The sequence below is a fragment of the Halovenus salina genome (assembly GCF_026410925.1).
Taxonomy (GTDB): Archaea; Halobacteriota; Halobacteria; order Halobacteriales; family Haloarculaceae; genus Halovenus; species Halovenus salina.
Window position 1 is genome coordinate 2,746,894 of the sequence record NZ_CP112972.1, and the last position, 16,056, is coordinate 2,762,949.

The window sequence follows — 16,056 nt, forward strand, 5'->3', positions numbered from 1 at the left end:
TGCCCCTGCGCGTGTGGGGCGGTCAGTCCTCGAGGACGATCTCGATGGACACGTCGTTGGGAACCTGAATACGCATCAGCTGTCGGAGCGCCCGCTCGTCCGCATCGATGTCGATGAGGCGCTTGTGGACGCGCATCTCCCAGTGCTCCCAGGTCGCGGTCCCCTCACCGTCGGGGGACTTGCGAGAGGGAACTTCCAGCGTTTTCGTCGGAAGCGGAACCGGCCCCGAGAGCTTGACACCGGTCTTGTCTGCGATGTCTTCGACCTCGCCACAGATGCTGTCGAGGTCTTCGGGGCTGGTGCCAGCCAGCCGAACGCGTGCTTGCTGCATATTATCGCTCGTTGACCGACAGGACCTGTCCGGCGGCGACCGTCTGGCCCATGTCCCGGATGGCGAACGAACCGAGCTCGCTGATTTCCGAGGACGGCTCGAGGCTCAGGGGCTTTTGCGGTCGGACGGTCACTTTTGCGGCGTCGCCAGACTGGATGAAGTCGGGGTTCTCCTCGGCAACCTCACCGGTCGAGGGGTCGATTTTTGCGTCGATGGACTCGATGGTACAGGCGACCTGTGCCGTGTGAGCGTGGAAGACCGGCGTGTAACCGGCCGTGATGACGCTCGGGTGCTGCATCACGACAATCTGTGCCTCGAAGGTATCGGCGACCGACGGCGGCTCGTCGGCGGGACCACAAACGTCGCCACGGCGGATATCGTCCTTGCCGATGCCGCGGACGTTGAATCCGACGTTGTCGCCAGGCTCTGCTTTCGGCACTTCTTCGTGGTGCATCTCGATGGTCTTGACCTCGCCACCGACGTCACTGGGCTGGAAGACGACGTCGTCGCCCGTGTTCATCGTTCCCGTCTCGATACGTCCAACGGGGACAGTACCGATGCCGGAGATGGTGTACACGTCCTGAATCGGAAGGCGAAGCGGCGCGTCCGTCGGCGGTGCCGGCTCGGGCAGCGCGTTGAGCGCTTCGAGCAGGGTCTCGCCGTCGTACCACGGCGTGTTGTCCGAGTGCTCGGCGACGTTGTCGCCCTCGAAGGCCGAGGTCGGGATGAACTTCGCCTTGTCGCCGTCGAAGGCGACCTGTTTGAGGAGCTGCTTGACTTCTTCGATAACCTGGTTGTAGTCGGTCTCGTCGTAGTCGACCAGGTCCATCTTGTTGACCGCGACGATGAGCTCGTCGATACCCAGCGTCTTCGAGAGGAAGACGTGCTCCTGGGTCTGTGGCTGAACACCGTCGTCGGCGGCGACGACCAGCACCGCGTTGTCGGCCTGGCTCGCGCCGGTGATCATGTTCTTGACGAAGTCACGGTGGCCCGGACAGTCGACGATAGTGAAGTAGTACTCGTCGGTGTCGAACTCCTTGTGGGCAATGTCGATGGTGACACCGCGCTCGCGCTCTTCGGCGAGGTTGTCCATCACGTAGGCGAACTCGAATCCGCCTTTGCCTTTCTCTTCGGCTTCCTCTTTGTGCTGTTCGATGACGTGCTCCGGTACGTTCTCTGTCTCGTACAGGAGTCGTCCAACCATCGTGCTCTTCCCGTGGTCTACGTGGCCGATAACGGCCAAGTTCTGGTGTGGTTTGTCGCTCATGATATCTCACGCGCAGAGGCGCTCTATCGGTGATATAACCCTGTGGCTCATAAAACCATTTCGATACGGCCTGTGTATTGTCCCGGTCCCGTCCTGCGATTCTGTGAGCTGATACCACGACAACGAGACTCAGGATTCGAGTGCTCGGAGATCGCTCATGATCGCGGTTGCGGTCTCGCGGCCGCCTGCTCCCCGGCCAGAGATATTGAGTCGCCCGGCGTGGGTGGTCTCGACCTGCACGATGTTCTGTGTGCCGCTCACGGCCAGGGTTCCATGTTCGTCGACGAGTCGTGGACGGACGCGGACGCCCTCGCCGTCGACTTCGCCGATGAGTCGAATCGTGGACCCGTCGTCCTGCGCTAGCTCCAGGGCGCTCGCGGGAATATCACGTATTCCCATCACCTCGGCGTCGTCGAGCGTGTACGCCGCGTCGGTGAGGACGTTCCCGAGGATAACACACTTCAGTGCGGCGTCGGTTCCGTCCACGTCGAAGCTTGGGTCGGCCTCGGCGACACCGATGTCCTGTGCCTCTGCCAGGGCGTGCTCGTAGGCGACACCCTCGGCTGTCATCCGCGAGAGGATGAAGTTCGCAGTCCCGTTCAGGACGCCACGAACGGCTGTCACGTTGCCTGGACCAACGTCCTCGATGGTCGAGAACACCGGAATCGCGCCGCCAACGGTGGCTTCGAACCTGACAGTCCCGTCGCTTTCGCGCTCTAGCGCGCGCACGTCCTCGTACCGCTGTGCGACCGGTCCTTTGTTTGCCAGGACCACATCCCGGTCACGCCCGAGCGCCCGCTGGACGTGCCCGAAGGCAGGCTCTGCGTTCCCGATGGTGGTCGGGGTTGCCTCGATGAGTGCGTCGTACTCGCCTTCGAGGACGGCGTCGAGTGTCTGGGAGCCAACCGTTCCATCTGTGTGCTTTTGGGTGAGGACGGAGTCGATATCGATTCCAGCAGGGTCGAGAGCACCCGTACTCGAATCTGCCACCGCAGTCACCGTGTGGCCGTACCCATCTGCCAGCTCGAGAACGGCCTGGCCAACCGCGCCAGCACCGACAACTGCGAGCTTCATTGGGTTTCACCCACGGCGAGTGGTTCAACGACGGCAAGCCCTCGCTGGGTTGCAATCTCCCGCAGCGTCGCGAGTGTCTCGTCGGCCGTGTCCGTCTCTGTCGCTAAGTGGATTCGCGCACTCGCAGTTCCCCCGGATCCCTCGGGGGCGGCGAGTGTAACGTCACGGACTGTCGCCGCCGTTGACTCCTCGATGCTCGACAGCGTCTCCGAGAGGTCCGCGTCGAGCCCTTGTCCGAACAGAATCGCCGTCAGCTCTTCGGTGTACCGCTGTGCGCCCGCTTTGATAACGGTGATATCGGCGTCACGCAGGGCCGATACGATGGTATCAAGCTGTGCAGAGCTAGCTGCCACGTCGACCTCAACTGGAATGTCCCCGCGAGGTGTTCGATTCCCCCGCTCGTGGAACACCGACCGCAGATTGCCGCCGTGGGTCGATATCGGCTCCAGCGCCCGGCGCAACTCGCCGGGTCTGTCGCGTAGCTCCAGCCGAACGGTGTATATCTGTTTGTCGACCGACTCAGTCATCAATGTGCCAGCCTCCGTACTCGTTCGAAGACACTCTTATCCGCATGCACGTGCTGTATGTCCATGCCGACCAATAAGTCTCCGGTTGCTGCGGCGGGGATTGACTGGGTCAAAAGGGTCTTGCCCCGGGTCACAAGTCACAATACGCTGGCAGCCGAACTGAGTGTGTGGCTGGCCCGATTCGATTTCGACATTCGCCGTCGTCCTGGAGTCACAGCCGGGTCGACACAGCACTTTACTCGCCACTCGACGGGAAGTTCGGCGCAACCAAGGGAGACCCCCGAATCGACCCCCCTCCCGAGTACGAGGCCTGCCGACTGGAGATGGACAACGGCGACCTGGCGCTGTTTGCCTGGACCGACGCTGACGGATACTGGCTCGGGAACACAGAGACCCCGAAGGCACTGTGGCGGACAGAGAAGTACACGTTCGAGGAAGTTCCCTATCCGCTCGCGCGCTGGGCTCAGCGCGAGTTGGTTCGGGAGCTCGAATCGACCGACCCCTGGCTCACGACCTACGACCACGTCACCTGGTTCTTTCTGCCGGTGTTTTTCTCGAAAGACGGCCGTGAGACGACCCGATCGTTCTTCCGTGACCACGCCGCCGGCTTTCCCGACGCCGACCGCGAGGCCGGCCTGACCTTCTACGAGGAGCTGCTCTCGACGGGAATTCTTGACGACCACCGGTACACGATGGCGACGAAACTCGGCACCAGCGAGCAGCTCGATCTCGTCAGGATGCGGGCGGCGATGGCAGAGCTTCACACCGCAAAGCTACTCGACGATGCCGGACACGCGTTCACGCCCGAGGTCCCGCTGGACTCGGGGTACGCTCTCGATTTCCGGGTCGAATCCGGGACGCTCGTTGAGGTGACGAGACCCGAACCGCCAGCGAGGCGACGGGCTGGGACACCGGCGAGTGCGCTTCGCGAGACTGTCGACGGCAAGACAGGAACCCAACTCGATGCACACCCCGGGACGGTGCTGTGTGTCGACTGTACCTCGTTCCGGGACGACGAATGGTTCGCAATCCGCGACGGACAACCCGATGTCGGATACACTCCCGCGGTCGTCTACCGGATGCGCCCCGGAAAACAGCCGTCGGGATACGTCGTCGGGGACCCTTCCCTTGGGGTGGCGTCACTGTTTGTCGACTGACTCCGACACCCGCAGATTGCGATGCCCGTCTCCGATTTGTCTCTCGTTCAGAAACCAATCACCACAGTTATGTAGTACTCGACTACTTACTTAATCAATCAGAGAAACAATGAGCAGTGGCCAGGACACGACAGGTGAGACTGTCCGACGGCGGGCAGTTCTCGCGTCCATCGCAGCCGGGACTGCGGGGACAGCTGGCTGTCTTGGTCGGCTTCGGACCGCGCGAAGCCAGGAACTCCCCGACCCACTCTCACTCGAGATACTCACGCTGCCTGGGGATGCTGACCCCGTCGCCACACAGATCGGCCGGCGGCTGGCGGAGAACCTCGAAGCAGCCGGTATCGAGGTCGACCTCACGCTCTATCCAGAAGACGAACTCCGGCGGGCAGTCCTCATCGAACAGGAGTACGACCTGTTCGTCTGTGCACACCCGAACATCGAGAGCCCGGATATGCTCCGGCCGCTGTTGCACTCCAAGTTCGTCCGCGAGCCCGGGTGGCAAAATCCCTTCGAGATGACCGATATCAACATCGACGAGTTGCTCGAAGCCCAGCAATCACAGACCGGCGACCAGCGCCGCCAGACTGTCGCCGAGCTACAACACGAGATCGTGAAAAACCAGCCGTTTATTCCTATCGTCGTCCCCGATGCGATTCAGGCCGCTCGAACCGACCGGTTTAGCTCGTGGGAGCCGATGACGACCGACCTGGCGCGCTCGCTGACACAGCTTGAACAGGTCGACCCATCGGCCGACACGCTCCGACTGGTCTCGACGAATGACCGCCTCACACAGAACCTGAACCCGATTGCTATCGAGTACCCGGACGGACGCCGGATTATCGACCTCCTCTATGACTCGCTTGGGCGGTACGACAGAGGAACTGTCCGTCCTTGGGCCGCCGACAGTTGGGACGTATCGAGGACCGATGGTGACACTCTCATCACCGCGACGCTGCGCTCAGGTCTCGAATTCCACGACGGGACGCCGCTGACGGCGGCGGATGTCGTCTTCAGCATCGAGTTTCTCACGGATACGAGTCTCGGCGAGTTCGAGGTGGCTGTCCCTGCGCCGCGGTTCCGCGGGCGGACCTCGATTGTCGAGACGGCGACCGCGATAGACGAACAGACCGTCGCGTTACGGTTTCCAGAGGCGAGTCCACAGACGGCCGTTCGGGCACTCACAGTACCGATACTCCCGAAACAGGAGTGGGAGACGGCGTCCAATCCAGTCGATATCGCGGGCGTCGACATCTCGGAGGCAGTCACCGACGCGCTCGTCCGGGAGAACCTCGACCCGGTCGGGAGCGGTCCACTCCAGTTCGACTCCCTGGTTGAGGACGAACGGCTTGTCCTGACACGGAACGACGACCATCCGTCACAGCAGGCGTCTGCGGCGTTGCCTGAGCCCTTTGCTGGGGGCCTGTCGTTTGACCAGGTCCGGCTAGAGGTTGTCCGCTCGGACGACGCCGCACTCGGACTGCTCGCCGACGGCGAGGCCGACGCCACGCTGTCGACGCTGAGTCCTTCGGCCGTTCCACGCGCCGGTCGCGAGCCCGCTGTCGAACTCAGCGTCGAACGGTCACCGGCGCTGTACCTGGTCGGCTGTAACACGACCCGCTCGCCGCTTGGAAACCCGTACTTCAGGCGCTTTGTCGCGCGGCTCATCGACAAAGACGCTGTTCAAAACGAGGTGCTCGATGGCTTCGCACGCCCGGCGACGACACCACTTACAGGGACCAGTTGGGTGCCATCGGGCCTGCGGTGGAACGACGAGGACCCGGAGGTACCGTTTTTCGGGAACAACGGCGAGCTTGACTCCGATGCCGCTCGGACGTACCTGCAAGATGCTGGATTCGAGTTCGCCGAGAGCGGCGAGTTACTCGAACAATGAGTCTCCTCGTCCACTATCTGCAGCTGGTGACAGTCGTCGGCGTCTGTCTCGGCGTCGGCGTCTACACCATCGTGGGAACCGACCGCGTTAGACGGCTCCGCGAGGAGTCCCAGCACCGTCTACTGGACAGTCTGTCTCACATCTGTGTGTTAGGCCTTGTATTCGGCCTCAGCATGTACTGGCGGCCGATCGGTGGTGAACTCTCCTGGACGTTCGGCTACAATATCACACACACGCTCTACAGCATCGAGGGAACACTTGTTCCGACGGTACAGGAGATAGCGATGACGGAACTGACCTGGGTACTCTCGCTCGTATACGTCTTTGGCTACGTGTTCCTGCTGCTGTTCCCAATCGTCGCGTACCTCTTTCTTGATACACTTCGTCCGCTGCGTGTTGCGGCGCTCGCGTACATCATTAACTATCTCGCGGGTCTCTGTAGCTACACCCTCTTCGTCGCCTACGGTCCCCGAAACTACATGCCGGGACAGGTCCGGGGCCTCATGTACGAGGTCTGGCCCGAGATAGAACAGCTGACGACACATATCAACACGAACGCGAACGTCTTTCCGTCGCTTCATACGTCTCTGGCGGTCACCGTCGCGGTACTCGCATGGTACACCCGCGATAGCTACCCCCGGTGGCTCTACGTGGCCGGATCGATGGCGGTCACTATCGCCTTCTCGACGATGTACCTCGGACTCCACTGGGGCGTCGATGTGTTCGTCGGGACGCTCCTGGGTATCGGGAGCGTCTGGGCTGCGGCGTACATCGCTTCCGACTCTGACGACCAGAGCCTGATTACCCGGAAGGGACGAGCACTGTTTGCTGCCCTTCGACGATACAGAGACCAACTTGCTTCGTGAGTGTACGGGGGCAGGAGACGCGCTAAAACGCCCGTGCTGTCGGAAATGAATTTTTTAACCGCTGTTCAATGACATGGTATTTACTACAGCGGCATATAGCTCGGATATGGTATTCGACGCAGGCGATCACAGGGACCACGAACAGGTAACGTTCTTCAGCGACGAGGAGACCGGCTTACGAGCAATCATCTCTATTCACGACACGACACTCGGACCGAGCCTCGGCGGGACACGTATCTTGGACTACGACACAGAGGAGGACGCACTCACAGACGTGCTCCGACTCTCCCGAGCGATGACATACAAGTCGGCGGCCGCTGACCTCGACCTGGGCGGCGGGAAAGCAGTCATCATCGGCGACCCCGATGAGATAAAAAGTGAAGACCTCATGCGGGCGTACGCCCGGGCGGTCGACTGTCTCGACGGACGCTACATCACGTCGGTCGACGTGAACTCGGGCGTCGAGGATATGGAGATCATCAGCGAACACACCGACTACGCCGTCGGCACACGTGATGGGCTGGGAGACCCCTCGCCTGTGACCGCACACGGCGTCCTCCACGGCCTCAAGGCCTGTGTCGAACACGTCTACGGAACGGATACAGTGTCGGACGTGGATGTCGCGGTCCAGGGCCTGGGCAAGGTCGGCCACGGACTCGCCGAGAAACTGGCCGAACGCGGTGCCTCCGTGACCGTCACGGATATCGACGACGAGAAGATGGCGGCGTTCACCGACGAACACGACGCCGACTCGGTCGCACCCGACGACATCTACGATGTCGACTGTGATGTGTTCGCGCCCTGTGCCTTCGGCGGCGCAATCAACGACGAGACGATTCCTCGCCTCAGCTGTGACATCGTGGCCGGTGCGGCGAACAACATCCTCGCAGACGAACAGCGCCACGCCGGGATGCTCAAGGAGGAAGACATCCTCTATGCGCCCGATTATGTTATCAACGCCGCCGGCATCATCACCGTCTATCACGAGTATCACGGCGGGACCAAACAGCAGGCCTTCGAAGACGCCGAGGACATCGGCGACCGCCTGCTGACGATGATTGAACGCGCCGAGGACGAGGGGACGACCGTTCTGGACGCGGCAAATGCCTACGCAGAGGAGCGCATCGAAAACAAGGACCAGACGACACCCGCGCGGTCCTGGTAATCTGACGCCGTTGACCGCACGTTTTTGTTCACTCCCCTGGAACGAGGGTGTATGACACTCGACCCCGTCCACGTGGACGGCATCGCGCAACTCGCCCGCCGGGTCACACAGCAGGTCGACGACAGCGACCACACCGACCTCGCCGAGCGGGCGTTCGCGGAGTTTCTCGACCCGCTTCAAGACGCCGACGGGGACGTAATCTTAGAGCCACTCGAGGATATACGCCGCCACGAGGTGGCCGTCGAAGACGTGGCGCTGACGGAGTCGCCGTTCCCGACACAGCACGGCCTCGATGCTGGGACAATCAACCCAACAACGTTCAAAAATGGGCTCGTCATCGATGTCTCACAGGCCGCGATGGCGGCGGTCCCCTCCGACGTGGATCTCCATCGCGCCCGGACCATCGTGATGACCGTCCACACGAACGACGACACGGTCGACGTACAGGACCCGGACTGGCGGGTCGACGACCAGGGGTACGCCAAGCGCCGGGTCCTGCACGCCCCACGAGTCGACCGGTACGAGCAGACGGTCGTCCACGCGCTGGCGCTGTACCGGACCGAGAGCGAGCACGCACTCACCCAGGCCGAGGCGGTCGAGGACCTGCTGATTCTCGACGGCCCCATCTATCCGACTGGCTTGCTGAAGTGGGTCGAACGCGACCCGGAACTCAAACGCCTCGTCATCGAGCGCTCGGAGTTCACCGAGGTCATCGAGAACTACCTCGAACTCGTCGAGACCTTCGCAAGGCGGGAGGTCCCTCTCGTCGGCTTCGTCAAAAACAGCACCTCGAAGGCACTGACTCGACAGCTCCGCCGCAAACTCGGCGCTCCCTGGGTCGACGACGACGCTTTCTTCCGGCGTGTACTCGAGCAGACCGACGAGAACGGCGAACTCGCGGACGACTCGCTCACGTTCACCAACTGGTTTCGTTCGCATGCTGGCACCGACGGTGTCCTCGTCGACGGAACGCTGCCGCTTGACCACGACAGGGAGCTCGACGAGGCGGCGTACGAGGTGACCTTCTTCGTCGTCTACGACCCCCGGGAGGACCTCGTCTACCGCATCGAAGCGCCCTACTGTGTGACCCGAGACGAGCGGGTTCGCGAGCAGGTCACGACCCAGATACTCGCCGAGATCGCCCGCGAGCGCGGGCCGCCACTTGCGGTCGGCAAGGCCGACGAACTCGCCCGTATCGACCGAGAGGGAAAGCAGACGCTCCGCCAGCGCATCGAGACGACATTCGAGACGAGCCGCCAGCGCAGCTACAACGACAAACGCTGGGGCATGGAGTGGGACTCCGGGTGACCAAGAGAGCGGCCTGAGCGCGGAAACACGTCACTGATAACTATTCCGCAGTCGTGCAACGGCTTTTCACAGCCGGCAACGTGTTTAGTATCATCGCATAAAACACGCGAGCTATGGGTCTGTTAACTGCCCTCCTCGGAGACGAGGAGAGCGCACAACCAGAGGCCATCGAGAGCAGCGACGACACCATGTACGCAATCGTCTTGAACGCGGGTCCGGACGAGGTGCCTGTCGCCGGAAACGCGTTCAATTACGCCGTCGAGTTCGACGAGAACGGGTACGACGTACAGCTGTTCCTCGACGGCGAGGCGACAAAGTGGCCGGGAGAGTACGCCGAGAACCCCGACAAACCGTTCAATTACGACTGGGAGCAGGTCCGGAGTCGAGGATTGCTCACCGGAGCCTGTGGCTACTGTGCGAACGCCTTCGGCGCAGCCGACGCGTGTGAGCGAGCTGACGTGCCGGTGTTGAGCGACGACGACGCACACGCTCCCTCCGTGGCCGAACTCGCAAACGAAGGGTGCGAAATTTTGACCGTGGGATGAGCCGCCGCGGTCGGCCGCTCGTTCCGGTAGCATAAAACAGATTCGTGACCGCTACCCGAGCAGGAGTCGCAGCCAGGGACTGTTCTGGACAATTTCGGTCTCCTCCAGTTTGGCGTCGAGACCGACCACACGGCCGGCACCCCACGCGCCGAGGCCGAACAACAACAGGAGGTAGACAAACGTGCTATCGACGACGTAGCCGTGTTCGACCGGGAGACCGGCCATCACTCCGTCCTGCCAGGCAGCCGTCCAGAAAAACAGCATCTGGAGACCGCCCATGAGCGCGGCGAATCGGACCGCGATGCCGAACAGCAGTGCGACCCCGATGAGTATCTGCCCGGTGACAACGAGCGGGTCGATAACCCCGGGATAGTTCGCGAACCACGTGAACAGTCCGTGTAACGGATTCGCACCTGCAACCGCGTTTTCCAGAAAGCCCTGGGAGGACCACGCGAACGGGTCCCCCCAGCCGCCTTCGGACCACTTTTCAAGTCCCGCCTGCAGGAACACCCACGCCATCACAATTCGCAGACTGAGCAGCGAGTAGCCTACCCAGGTCTCCGAGTAGCCAAACGAAATGTCTCGTCCGAGCAGTTCCGTGTCGAGCCGCCGTCCAGCTGGGTTCGTTGCCATTGTGAGTCACCTACTAGGTTGTTATACCAGAAAAAATATATAATCATTTACCTTCATATATGCGATGTTTAATTTACCATCTGAAGATACCAGTTCTGTTGTCTGTCTGCGGAGGATTGGCGAAACCAGGTCAAATGTGTTGTGTCCGCTGTAATTTCGTGAGAACGGCGAGGTGTTTTTTGCCTACCTACACCAACGTAATCATATGAGCTACATTGTCGCAGCCGACGGGTCGGCTGAAAGCAACGATGCAGTGGAGTACGCGGCGACACACGCCGCGACCTTCGAGAAACCCCTCGAAATCGTCCACGTCATCACGCTCGACACCGACATCGTCGACGGCGAAATCGTCATGGAAGGGCAGGGAACTGCCGCCGACCAGGGGTACGAGACGCTCGAAGACGCGAAAGCGGTGGCGCGAGAGGCCGTCCCGTCGGCAGACCTCGATATCGAGACGGAGCTGCTGACCGGGCGACCAGCAACGGCAATCGCCAACCGTGCGAACGCGACCGACGCCGACGCCATCTTCGTCGGTCATCGGGGACTGTCGACCGAACAAGAAGCTGTCGTCGGCAGCGTCGCCAAAGAGATTGTCAGCAAAGCGACTGTCCCGGTCACCGTCGTCCGCTAGCTCGACAGCCGCGACGACGAGTTAGTTGTTCTCCCAGGCCGAGCAGTTAGGCCAGCGGTAGTTCGACGACGAAGGCTGCACCTCCGACCTCGTGAGACGAGTCGTCGGTCTCGATATTCCGGTCGGCATCCTCGACCCAGACATCGCCGTCGACGCCCTCGACGAGCGATTGCACCAGATAGAGACCGATGCCCGTTCCGTCGCTGTCGAGGCCGCTCTCGCCGCGGCCGAATATTTCCGATTTCCGGCAGTCGGGCACCCCAGGGCCGTTGTCGGCGATGCGGACGGTGGCAGTATCGTCGCTCACTCGCCCCGAGACGGCGACGGCAGGGACGGCCTTGTCGTTGTGCTGGATGGCGTTTTTCAGCAGGTTTCGGAACACGGAGTCGAGCATGTCGTTCCCGATGACATCGACCGACGGAACACCACCGTCAAGGGTGACGACGGCGTCCGGGTAGGACTCTCGAATCTTCTCGAGCTGTGGGAGCAAGACGCCGTCGAGGCGAACCTGCTGGTGGTCGACCGTCGTCGAGAGCATTACCTCGGCGAGTTCGCGGGCGGTTGTCGTCAGGTCGACGGCGTTCTCGACGCCCTCCTGGAGCTTTTCGAGGTGAGAGCAACCCTCGTCGTCGTCGATATGGTCTTCGAGCAGGTCCGCGTACAGGTCGACAAGCTGGAGGTCGTTACGGATGTCGTGACGGACGACCTGGTTCAGCGTCTCCAGGTTGTCGCGTTGGGTTTCGAGGCGCTCCTCGTACTCCCGTCGTTCGGTGTCGTCCCGAGCGATGGCGACGAACCGCTGTTGGCTGCCGGCCTCGACCCTGTTGACCCAGGTCTCGACTGGGTGAGTCGTCCCGTCGGCATGTCTGTGCTCGCCCTCGATGATTATCATCTCGTCTGCCGACAGCGACCGTAGCCGCGAGAGAAACTCGTCGGGGGCGGTTCCGGCCTGAATGTCGCTGACGTGCATCGATGTCAGCGCGTCGCGGGGGTAGCCAAGTTTCTCGACGGCTGTCCCGTTGGCGTTGAGTATCTTCCCCGTCTCGTCGTGGACGAGAATCGAGTCCGGGGCCTCCTCGAAGAGGCGCGCGAGATATGTGCTGTCGTCCGCTGTGTCGTCCGGACCGTCGATTGTGAACTGTGGCTGTCTCTCTTCCTGTGCCGCTATCACTGTCTGGAGTTGCTGGGCGACAAGCTCTGGCCGTTCGGTCAGGTCAGACTGATACAGGAAATCCGACGCCGCCCTGTGGTTCTCTACGTCAGCGTCTCGGGATTCAAGGACCAGTACCACCGGTGGGCTTGATTCGTCAATCTGGTCGCTGATGTCTTCGAAGGCACCCATAGAAACGAGCAGGCAGTCAGCCTCCCAGTGAGGCTCTGTGTCTCTGGTGTGCCCAACAGCAATACCAGCCTCGCGAAACGCTTCGACTCCCTCCCGAGAGAGTAACACGTCGACAGCAAGTGCGGTACGCTGGCACTCCGGGCCAGCTCCCCCTTCCCCTACCGAACTCATTGCTACTTTTTATCGAGGACTGGACAATAAATCATTCGCTTGCCTTTTCGGGCCAGAGAGCGGTTCTCGCCCGTTAGTCACTCGTCGACGTTGACCGTCAGGACCGGCTTTGGACAGTTCGTCACCACTTCCTGGGCCGTACTGCCGAGCATGTTCTCGGTGTAGTCGTCGCCACGGGTCGCCATCGTGACGAGGTCGACATTCGTCTCCTCGACGTAGGCGATGATCTCCTCTGCGGGCTTGCCCTCACGGATTGCGGTCGAGACCTCGGACCCCATCTCCTCGACGGAGTCGCGTGCCCGGCGGACGGCTGCCGCTCCCTCGTCGCGAAGGTCGCCGAGCACGTCGTCTTTCATCTCGTCGGCGAGGGTGAGAAACACCTGGTCGTCGACAACATAGAGCACGTGAACTGTCCCCTCCTGTTCGGTCACCTCTGCGGTATGTTCGAGCACTGTCTCGATTGCCTCGCTCCCGTCGGTCGGAACCAGCACGTCGCTGTACATCGTATGCCAGCTACCAGTGGTACCTACACACTCCTTTCGGTTTGGTCGTCATTCGAACTCCGAGGTCGTGTCTGTCGAGGAGACCATCCCGACGTAGTCACTCTGGCTGTCGATGACTGGCAGGTGCTTGATGCCGTAGGTTGTCATCATCTCCGCGGCTTCGTTCAGCTCGACCTGGGTGGTGACCCGTTCGACGGGGGCGGTCATCACGTCCGCGACGGTCACTTCGGCAGGGTCATCTCCCGCCGCGACCACGTCGACGATGTCGGTTGTGGTGATGATGCCGGCATCCGACCCCGGAACGAACAGGCCACTGATGTCGTGCTCGCGCATCTGCTCTGCGGCCTCCTGGACGGGTGCGCCGGCGGGAATCGTCTCCAGCGGCGTCGACATTACCTCTTCGACGAGAACGGTCTCATCTGGTGCCATACCCTCTCTTGTACGCCCTGTCGTATCGGGTTTTCCCTCACTCCTCGTCTGGCTCGTGGCCGGGGTCGTGTTCCCGGAACCACTCGGTAAGTGATTCGAGGCGGTGAATCGCTCGGTCGGGCGTGCTGATGTTGTGGTGTTCGTCCTGGTAGATGACGAGCTTCGCGGGAACGCTCTGCTTGCGGACGCTCACGTAGAGCTGTTCGGCCTGCGTCGGCGGGCACCGCCAGTCGTTCTCGCCGGCGCTGACCAGCAGCGGCGTCGATATCTGGTCGACATCGGTTATCGAGGAGATGTCCTCGAACAGCTCGGGCTCCTCCCAGGGGAGGCCAAACTCCCACTCGTGCCAGAGGTGGTTGTCGTCGGTGCCGAACGTCGACCGGAAGTCGTAGACGCCGTGTTCGGCCGCCCCAGCCGCGAAGCGGTCGCTCCGGGTGACGACGTTCGCGGTGGTGATGCCGCCATAGGAGAAGCCCGTCACCAGGCTGCGCTCGTCGTCGACCCACCCCCGGTCGACGAGTTCGTCGAGCACCGAGAGCACGTCGTCGGTTTCGAGGTCACCGCGGGTCCCCTTGAGAGACTCGGCAAACGCCTGCCCGTAGGAGGTCGACCCGCGGTAGTTCGGCCGGTAGACGACGTATCCCTGGTTTGCCCAGTAGGCAAACGAAAACTGGAACGTCGGCGCGTCGTAGGACATCGGCCCGCCGTGGATGGAGGCGACCACCGGCCGTGGGTCGTCGGTCTCGGGGTCGAAATCCGGCGGGAGGTAGGTGATTGCCTCGACTTCCCCGCCATCGCCGTTCTCGGTCCTCACGCGCCGACAGTCGGGCATCTCGACGTCCGCCAGCAGGTCGGCGTTCAGCTCGCTGAGCTGAGTCAGCGAGTCGGGGTCGCTCTCGTCGAGCTCTGCGGCGTCGAGGGCGAACACGTCACTGCCTGCCTGCGGGTCCGAGACGACCGCCGCAACCGTCCCGCCGGCCGCATCCGAGAATCCGAGTGTTCGGCCGCGCGTCAGCGCCGGGAACGTCCGTTCTGGGTCGTCCTCGTCGGCGTCGGCACGGATGAGCTGCGTGTGTCCCTCGTCGCCGACTGCGGTGAGAAGTGTCTCCGAATCGAGCCACGCGGGCGAGGCCATCATCGCAACGGTCCGGTCGAGCGAGCCCGTCACCGAGTGCATCGGCGGCTCCTCGGTACCATCGGGGTTGACGACCCACAGCTCCGAGGGCTCGTACCAGTTGTCGGGGTCGCCGGAGACGAAGGCGAGTTGCTCGCCGTCGGGGCTCCACTCGTATGCCGAACTGCGCCGCGCCGAGTCGGTCAGCTTCCGCAGGTCGGTGCCGTCGGGGTCGATTGTGTAGAGGTCCATGACGCCGGAATCGTCAGGGCGCTCGGTTCGGTTGCTGGCGAAGGCGATGCGGCCGCTCGGACCCCACGCGGGCTGGAGGCCAAAGAGTGGCTCGCGAGCACCCTGTCCGTACGCGTCGTCCAGCCGTTGGTCCTCACCGGTCTCGACATCGACGACGAAGAGGTAGGTGGTCACGTCGTCGAGCCAGCCCTGTCCGTCGGCCTTGTGCTGGAGGCGCTCGATTTCGATTGGGCCGTCGTCGCGGCGCTGGTCGAGGGTCTCCTGTTGCTCGTCGGTCGGGTCCCGGGCCGAGACGACAAGCCGGTCGCCATCCGGTCCCCAGTCGAACTCTCGGACGCCCTCCTCGTGGTCGGTGAGCTGGACGGCATCTCCGCCCAGTTCCATGTCGAACGCCCAAACCTGGGGTTTCGGGCCGTCACTCCCACCTCCGCCGTCTTCGGCATCTGTGTCGTCCTCGTCGTCTGCCGCGTCGTCCTCTGGTTCGTCTGTGTCTTCCTCGTCCTCATCCTCGCGGCCGACGCGGCGCCCCACGTCGGGGTCGCGGGCGGCGATGAAGCCCAGATACCGACCGTCGGGCGACCACGCTGGGGCTCCCGCGTCGGAGGCACGACTCAGCCGGTGTGGCTCCCGCGAGCCGTCGGCCGGGGCGACAAACAGTGACATTCGGCTCTCGTCTTCCTCGGGGTCGAACTCCTGTGCCAGGAAAGCCACACGCTCTCCGTCCGGCGAGACGGCGACCTGCTGTGGCGTCGCCAGGTCGTAGAAGTCGTCGAGTTCGAGCTGTGACATACGGGGACGTGAGCCAGTGTTCGTATAGTGTCTTTGGTTCACAGTAACTCCGAAAGGGAAT

General features: G+C 62.4%; 16 protein-coding genes. 7 read left to right on the forward strand and 9 right to left on the reverse strand.

Annotated features, from left to right (window positions below):
- Positions 1–22 precede the first annotated feature (22 nt).
- From rpsJ to OSC37_RS13830, 4 genes are all read right to left on the reverse strand, one after another.
- Positions 23–331 carry a 30S ribosomal protein S10 gene (gene rpsJ / locus OSC37_RS13815; protein ID WP_267162018.1) on the reverse strand — a complete coding sequence of 103 codons (309 nt, stop codon included), beginning with the start codon at positions 329–331 and terminating at the stop codon, positions 23–25.
- A 1-nt stretch (position 332) separates the two neighbouring features.
- Complete coding sequence (gene tuf, locus OSC37_RS13820; RefSeq protein ID WP_267162019.1) at positions 333–1,598, reverse strand: translation elongation factor EF-1 subunit alpha; 1,266 nt, start codon at positions 1,596–1,598, stop codon at positions 333–335.
- A gap of 129 nt (positions 1,599–1,727) precedes the next feature.
- Positions 1,728–2,672, reverse strand: coding sequence for a homoserine dehydrogenase (locus tag OSC37_RS13825; RefSeq protein ID WP_267162020.1), 945 nt, complete (start codon positions 2,670–2,672; stop codon positions 1,728–1,730).
- A complete protein-coding gene (locus OSC37_RS13830) occupies positions 2,669–3,199 on the reverse strand; it encodes an amino acid-binding protein (protein ID WP_267162021.1) in 531 nt (176 codons plus the stop codon). The genes OSC37_RS13825 and OSC37_RS13830 overlap by 4 nt, the downstream gene beginning before the upstream one ends.
- A gap of 167 nt (positions 3,200–3,366) precedes the next feature.
- Here OSC37_RS13830 and OSC37_RS13835 point away from each other — a divergent pair, with 167 nt between their 5' ends.
- The 6 genes from OSC37_RS13835 to OSC37_RS13860 all read left to right on the forward strand — a co-directional run bounded on the left by OSC37_RS13835 (position 3,367) and on the right by OSC37_RS13860 (position 10,131).
- Entirely contained in the window at positions 3,367–4,356 is a 990-nt protein-coding gene (locus tag OSC37_RS13835; RefSeq protein WP_267162022.1) for a DUF5784 family protein, read from the forward strand.
- Between the two features lie 109 nt (positions 4,357–4,465).
- Entirely contained in the window at positions 4,466–6,247 is a 1,782-nt protein-coding gene (locus tag OSC37_RS13840; RefSeq protein ID WP_267162023.1) for an ABC transporter substrate-binding protein, read from the forward strand.
- On the forward strand, positions 6,244–7,113 hold the full coding sequence (locus OSC37_RS13845) for a phosphatase PAP2 family protein (protein WP_267162024.1): 870 nt from the start codon (positions 6,244–6,246) through the stop codon (positions 7,111–7,113). The genes OSC37_RS13840 and OSC37_RS13845 overlap by 4 nt, the downstream gene beginning before the upstream one ends.
- 106 nt (positions 7,114–7,219) lie before the next feature.
- Positions 7,220–8,278, forward strand: coding sequence for a Leu/Phe/Val dehydrogenase (locus OSC37_RS13850; RefSeq protein ID WP_267162025.1), 1,059 nt, complete (start codon positions 7,220–7,222; stop codon positions 8,276–8,278).
- A 51-nt stretch (positions 8,279–8,329) separates the two neighbouring features.
- Positions 8,330–9,586: a DNA double-strand break repair nuclease NurA gene (locus tag OSC37_RS13855; RefSeq protein WP_267162026.1), complete on the forward strand. Its 1,257-nt coding sequence runs from the start codon at positions 8,330–8,332 to the stop codon at positions 9,584–9,586.
- A 113-nt stretch (positions 9,587–9,699) separates the two neighbouring features.
- Entirely contained in the window at positions 9,700–10,131 is a 432-nt protein-coding gene (locus OSC37_RS13860; protein WP_267162027.1) for a DsrE family protein, read from the forward strand.
- A 51-nt stretch (positions 10,132–10,182) separates the two neighbouring features.
- On the opposite strand, the gene OSC37_RS13865 is transcribed toward OSC37_RS13860, so the two are convergent.
- Entirely contained in the window at positions 10,183–10,764 is a 582-nt protein-coding gene (locus tag OSC37_RS13865) for a DoxX family protein (protein ID WP_267162028.1), read from the reverse strand.
- A 205-nt stretch (positions 10,765–10,969) separates the two neighbouring features.
- On the opposite strand from OSC37_RS13865, the gene OSC37_RS13870 reads away from it, so the two are divergent.
- A complete protein-coding gene (locus OSC37_RS13870) occupies positions 10,970–11,395 on the forward strand; it encodes a universal stress protein (protein ID WP_267162029.1) in 426 nt (141 codons plus the stop codon).
- A 46-nt stretch (positions 11,396–11,441) separates the two neighbouring features.
- Here the strand turns inward: OSC37_RS13870 and OSC37_RS13875 are convergent, their stop codons facing one another.
- From OSC37_RS13875 to OSC37_RS13890, 4 genes are all read right to left on the reverse strand, one after another.
- On the reverse strand, positions 11,442–12,908 hold the full coding sequence (locus OSC37_RS13875) for a sensor histidine kinase (protein ID WP_267162030.1): 1,467 nt from the start codon (positions 12,906–12,908) through the stop codon (positions 11,442–11,444).
- Between the two features lie 77 nt (positions 12,909–12,985).
- On the reverse strand, positions 12,986–13,411 hold the full coding sequence (locus tag OSC37_RS13880; protein WP_267162031.1) for a universal stress protein: 426 nt from the start codon (positions 13,409–13,411) through the stop codon (positions 12,986–12,988).
- 48 nt (positions 13,412–13,459) lie between these two features.
- Complete coding sequence (locus tag OSC37_RS13885; protein ID WP_267162032.1) at positions 13,460–13,840, reverse strand: CBS domain-containing protein; 381 nt, start codon at positions 13,838–13,840, stop codon at positions 13,460–13,462.
- 37 nt (positions 13,841–13,877) lie between these two features.
- Positions 13,878–15,995, reverse strand: coding sequence for a S9 family peptidase (locus tag OSC37_RS13890; protein ID WP_267162033.1), 2,118 nt, complete (start codon positions 15,993–15,995; stop codon positions 13,878–13,880).
- Between the last annotated feature and the right edge of the window lie 61 nt (positions 15,996–16,056).

Coding starts and splice junctions, on each gene's coding strand:
- rpsJ (WP_267162018.1), bottom strand. CDS start 331: ATGCAGCAAGCACGCGTTCGGCTGGCTGGCACCAGCCCCGAAGACCTC.
- tuf (WP_267162019.1), bottom strand. CDS start 1,598: ATGAGCGACAAACCACACCAGAACTTGGCCGTTATCGGCCACGTAGAC.
- OSC37_RS13825 (WP_267162020.1), bottom strand. CDS start 2,672: ATGAAGCTCGCAGTTGTCGGTGCTGGCGCGGTTGGCCAGGCCGTTCTC.
- OSC37_RS13830 (WP_267162021.1), bottom strand. CDS start 3,199: ATGACTGAGTCGGTCGACAAACAGATATACACCGTTCGGCTGGAGCTA.
- OSC37_RS13840 (WP_267162023.1), top strand. CDS start 4,466: ATGAGCAGTGGCCAGGACACGACAGGTGAGACTGTCCGACGGCGGGCA.
- OSC37_RS13845 (WP_267162024.1), top strand. CDS start 6,244: ATGAGTCTCCTCGTCCACTATCTGCAGCTGGTGACAGTCGTCGGCGTC.
- OSC37_RS13850 (WP_267162025.1), top strand. CDS start 7,220: ATGGTATTCGACGCAGGCGATCACAGGGACCACGAACAGGTAACGTTC.
- OSC37_RS13855 (WP_267162026.1), top strand. CDS start 8,330: ATGACACTCGACCCCGTCCACGTGGACGGCATCGCGCAACTCGCCCGC.
- OSC37_RS13860 (WP_267162027.1), top strand. CDS start 9,700: ATGGGTCTGTTAACTGCCCTCCTCGGAGACGAGGAGAGCGCACAACCA.
- OSC37_RS13865 (WP_267162028.1), bottom strand. CDS start 10,764: ATGGCAACGAACCCAGCTGGACGGCGGCTCGACACGGAACTGCTCGGA.
- OSC37_RS13870 (WP_267162029.1), top strand. CDS start 10,970: ATGAGCTACATTGTCGCAGCCGACGGGTCGGCTGAAAGCAACGATGCA.
- OSC37_RS13875 (WP_267162030.1), bottom strand. CDS start 12,908: ATGAGTTCGGTAGGGGAAGGGGGAGCTGGCCCGGAGTGCCAGCGTACC.
- OSC37_RS13880 (WP_267162031.1), bottom strand. CDS start 13,411: ATGTACAGCGACGTGCTGGTTCCGACCGACGGGAGCGAGGCAATCGAG.
- OSC37_RS13885 (WP_267162032.1), bottom strand. CDS start 13,840: ATGGCACCAGATGAGACCGTTCTCGTCGAAGAGGTAATGTCGACGCCG.
- OSC37_RS13890 (WP_267162033.1), bottom strand. CDS start 15,995: ATGTCACAGCTCGAACTCGACGACTTCTACGACCTGGCGACGCCACAG.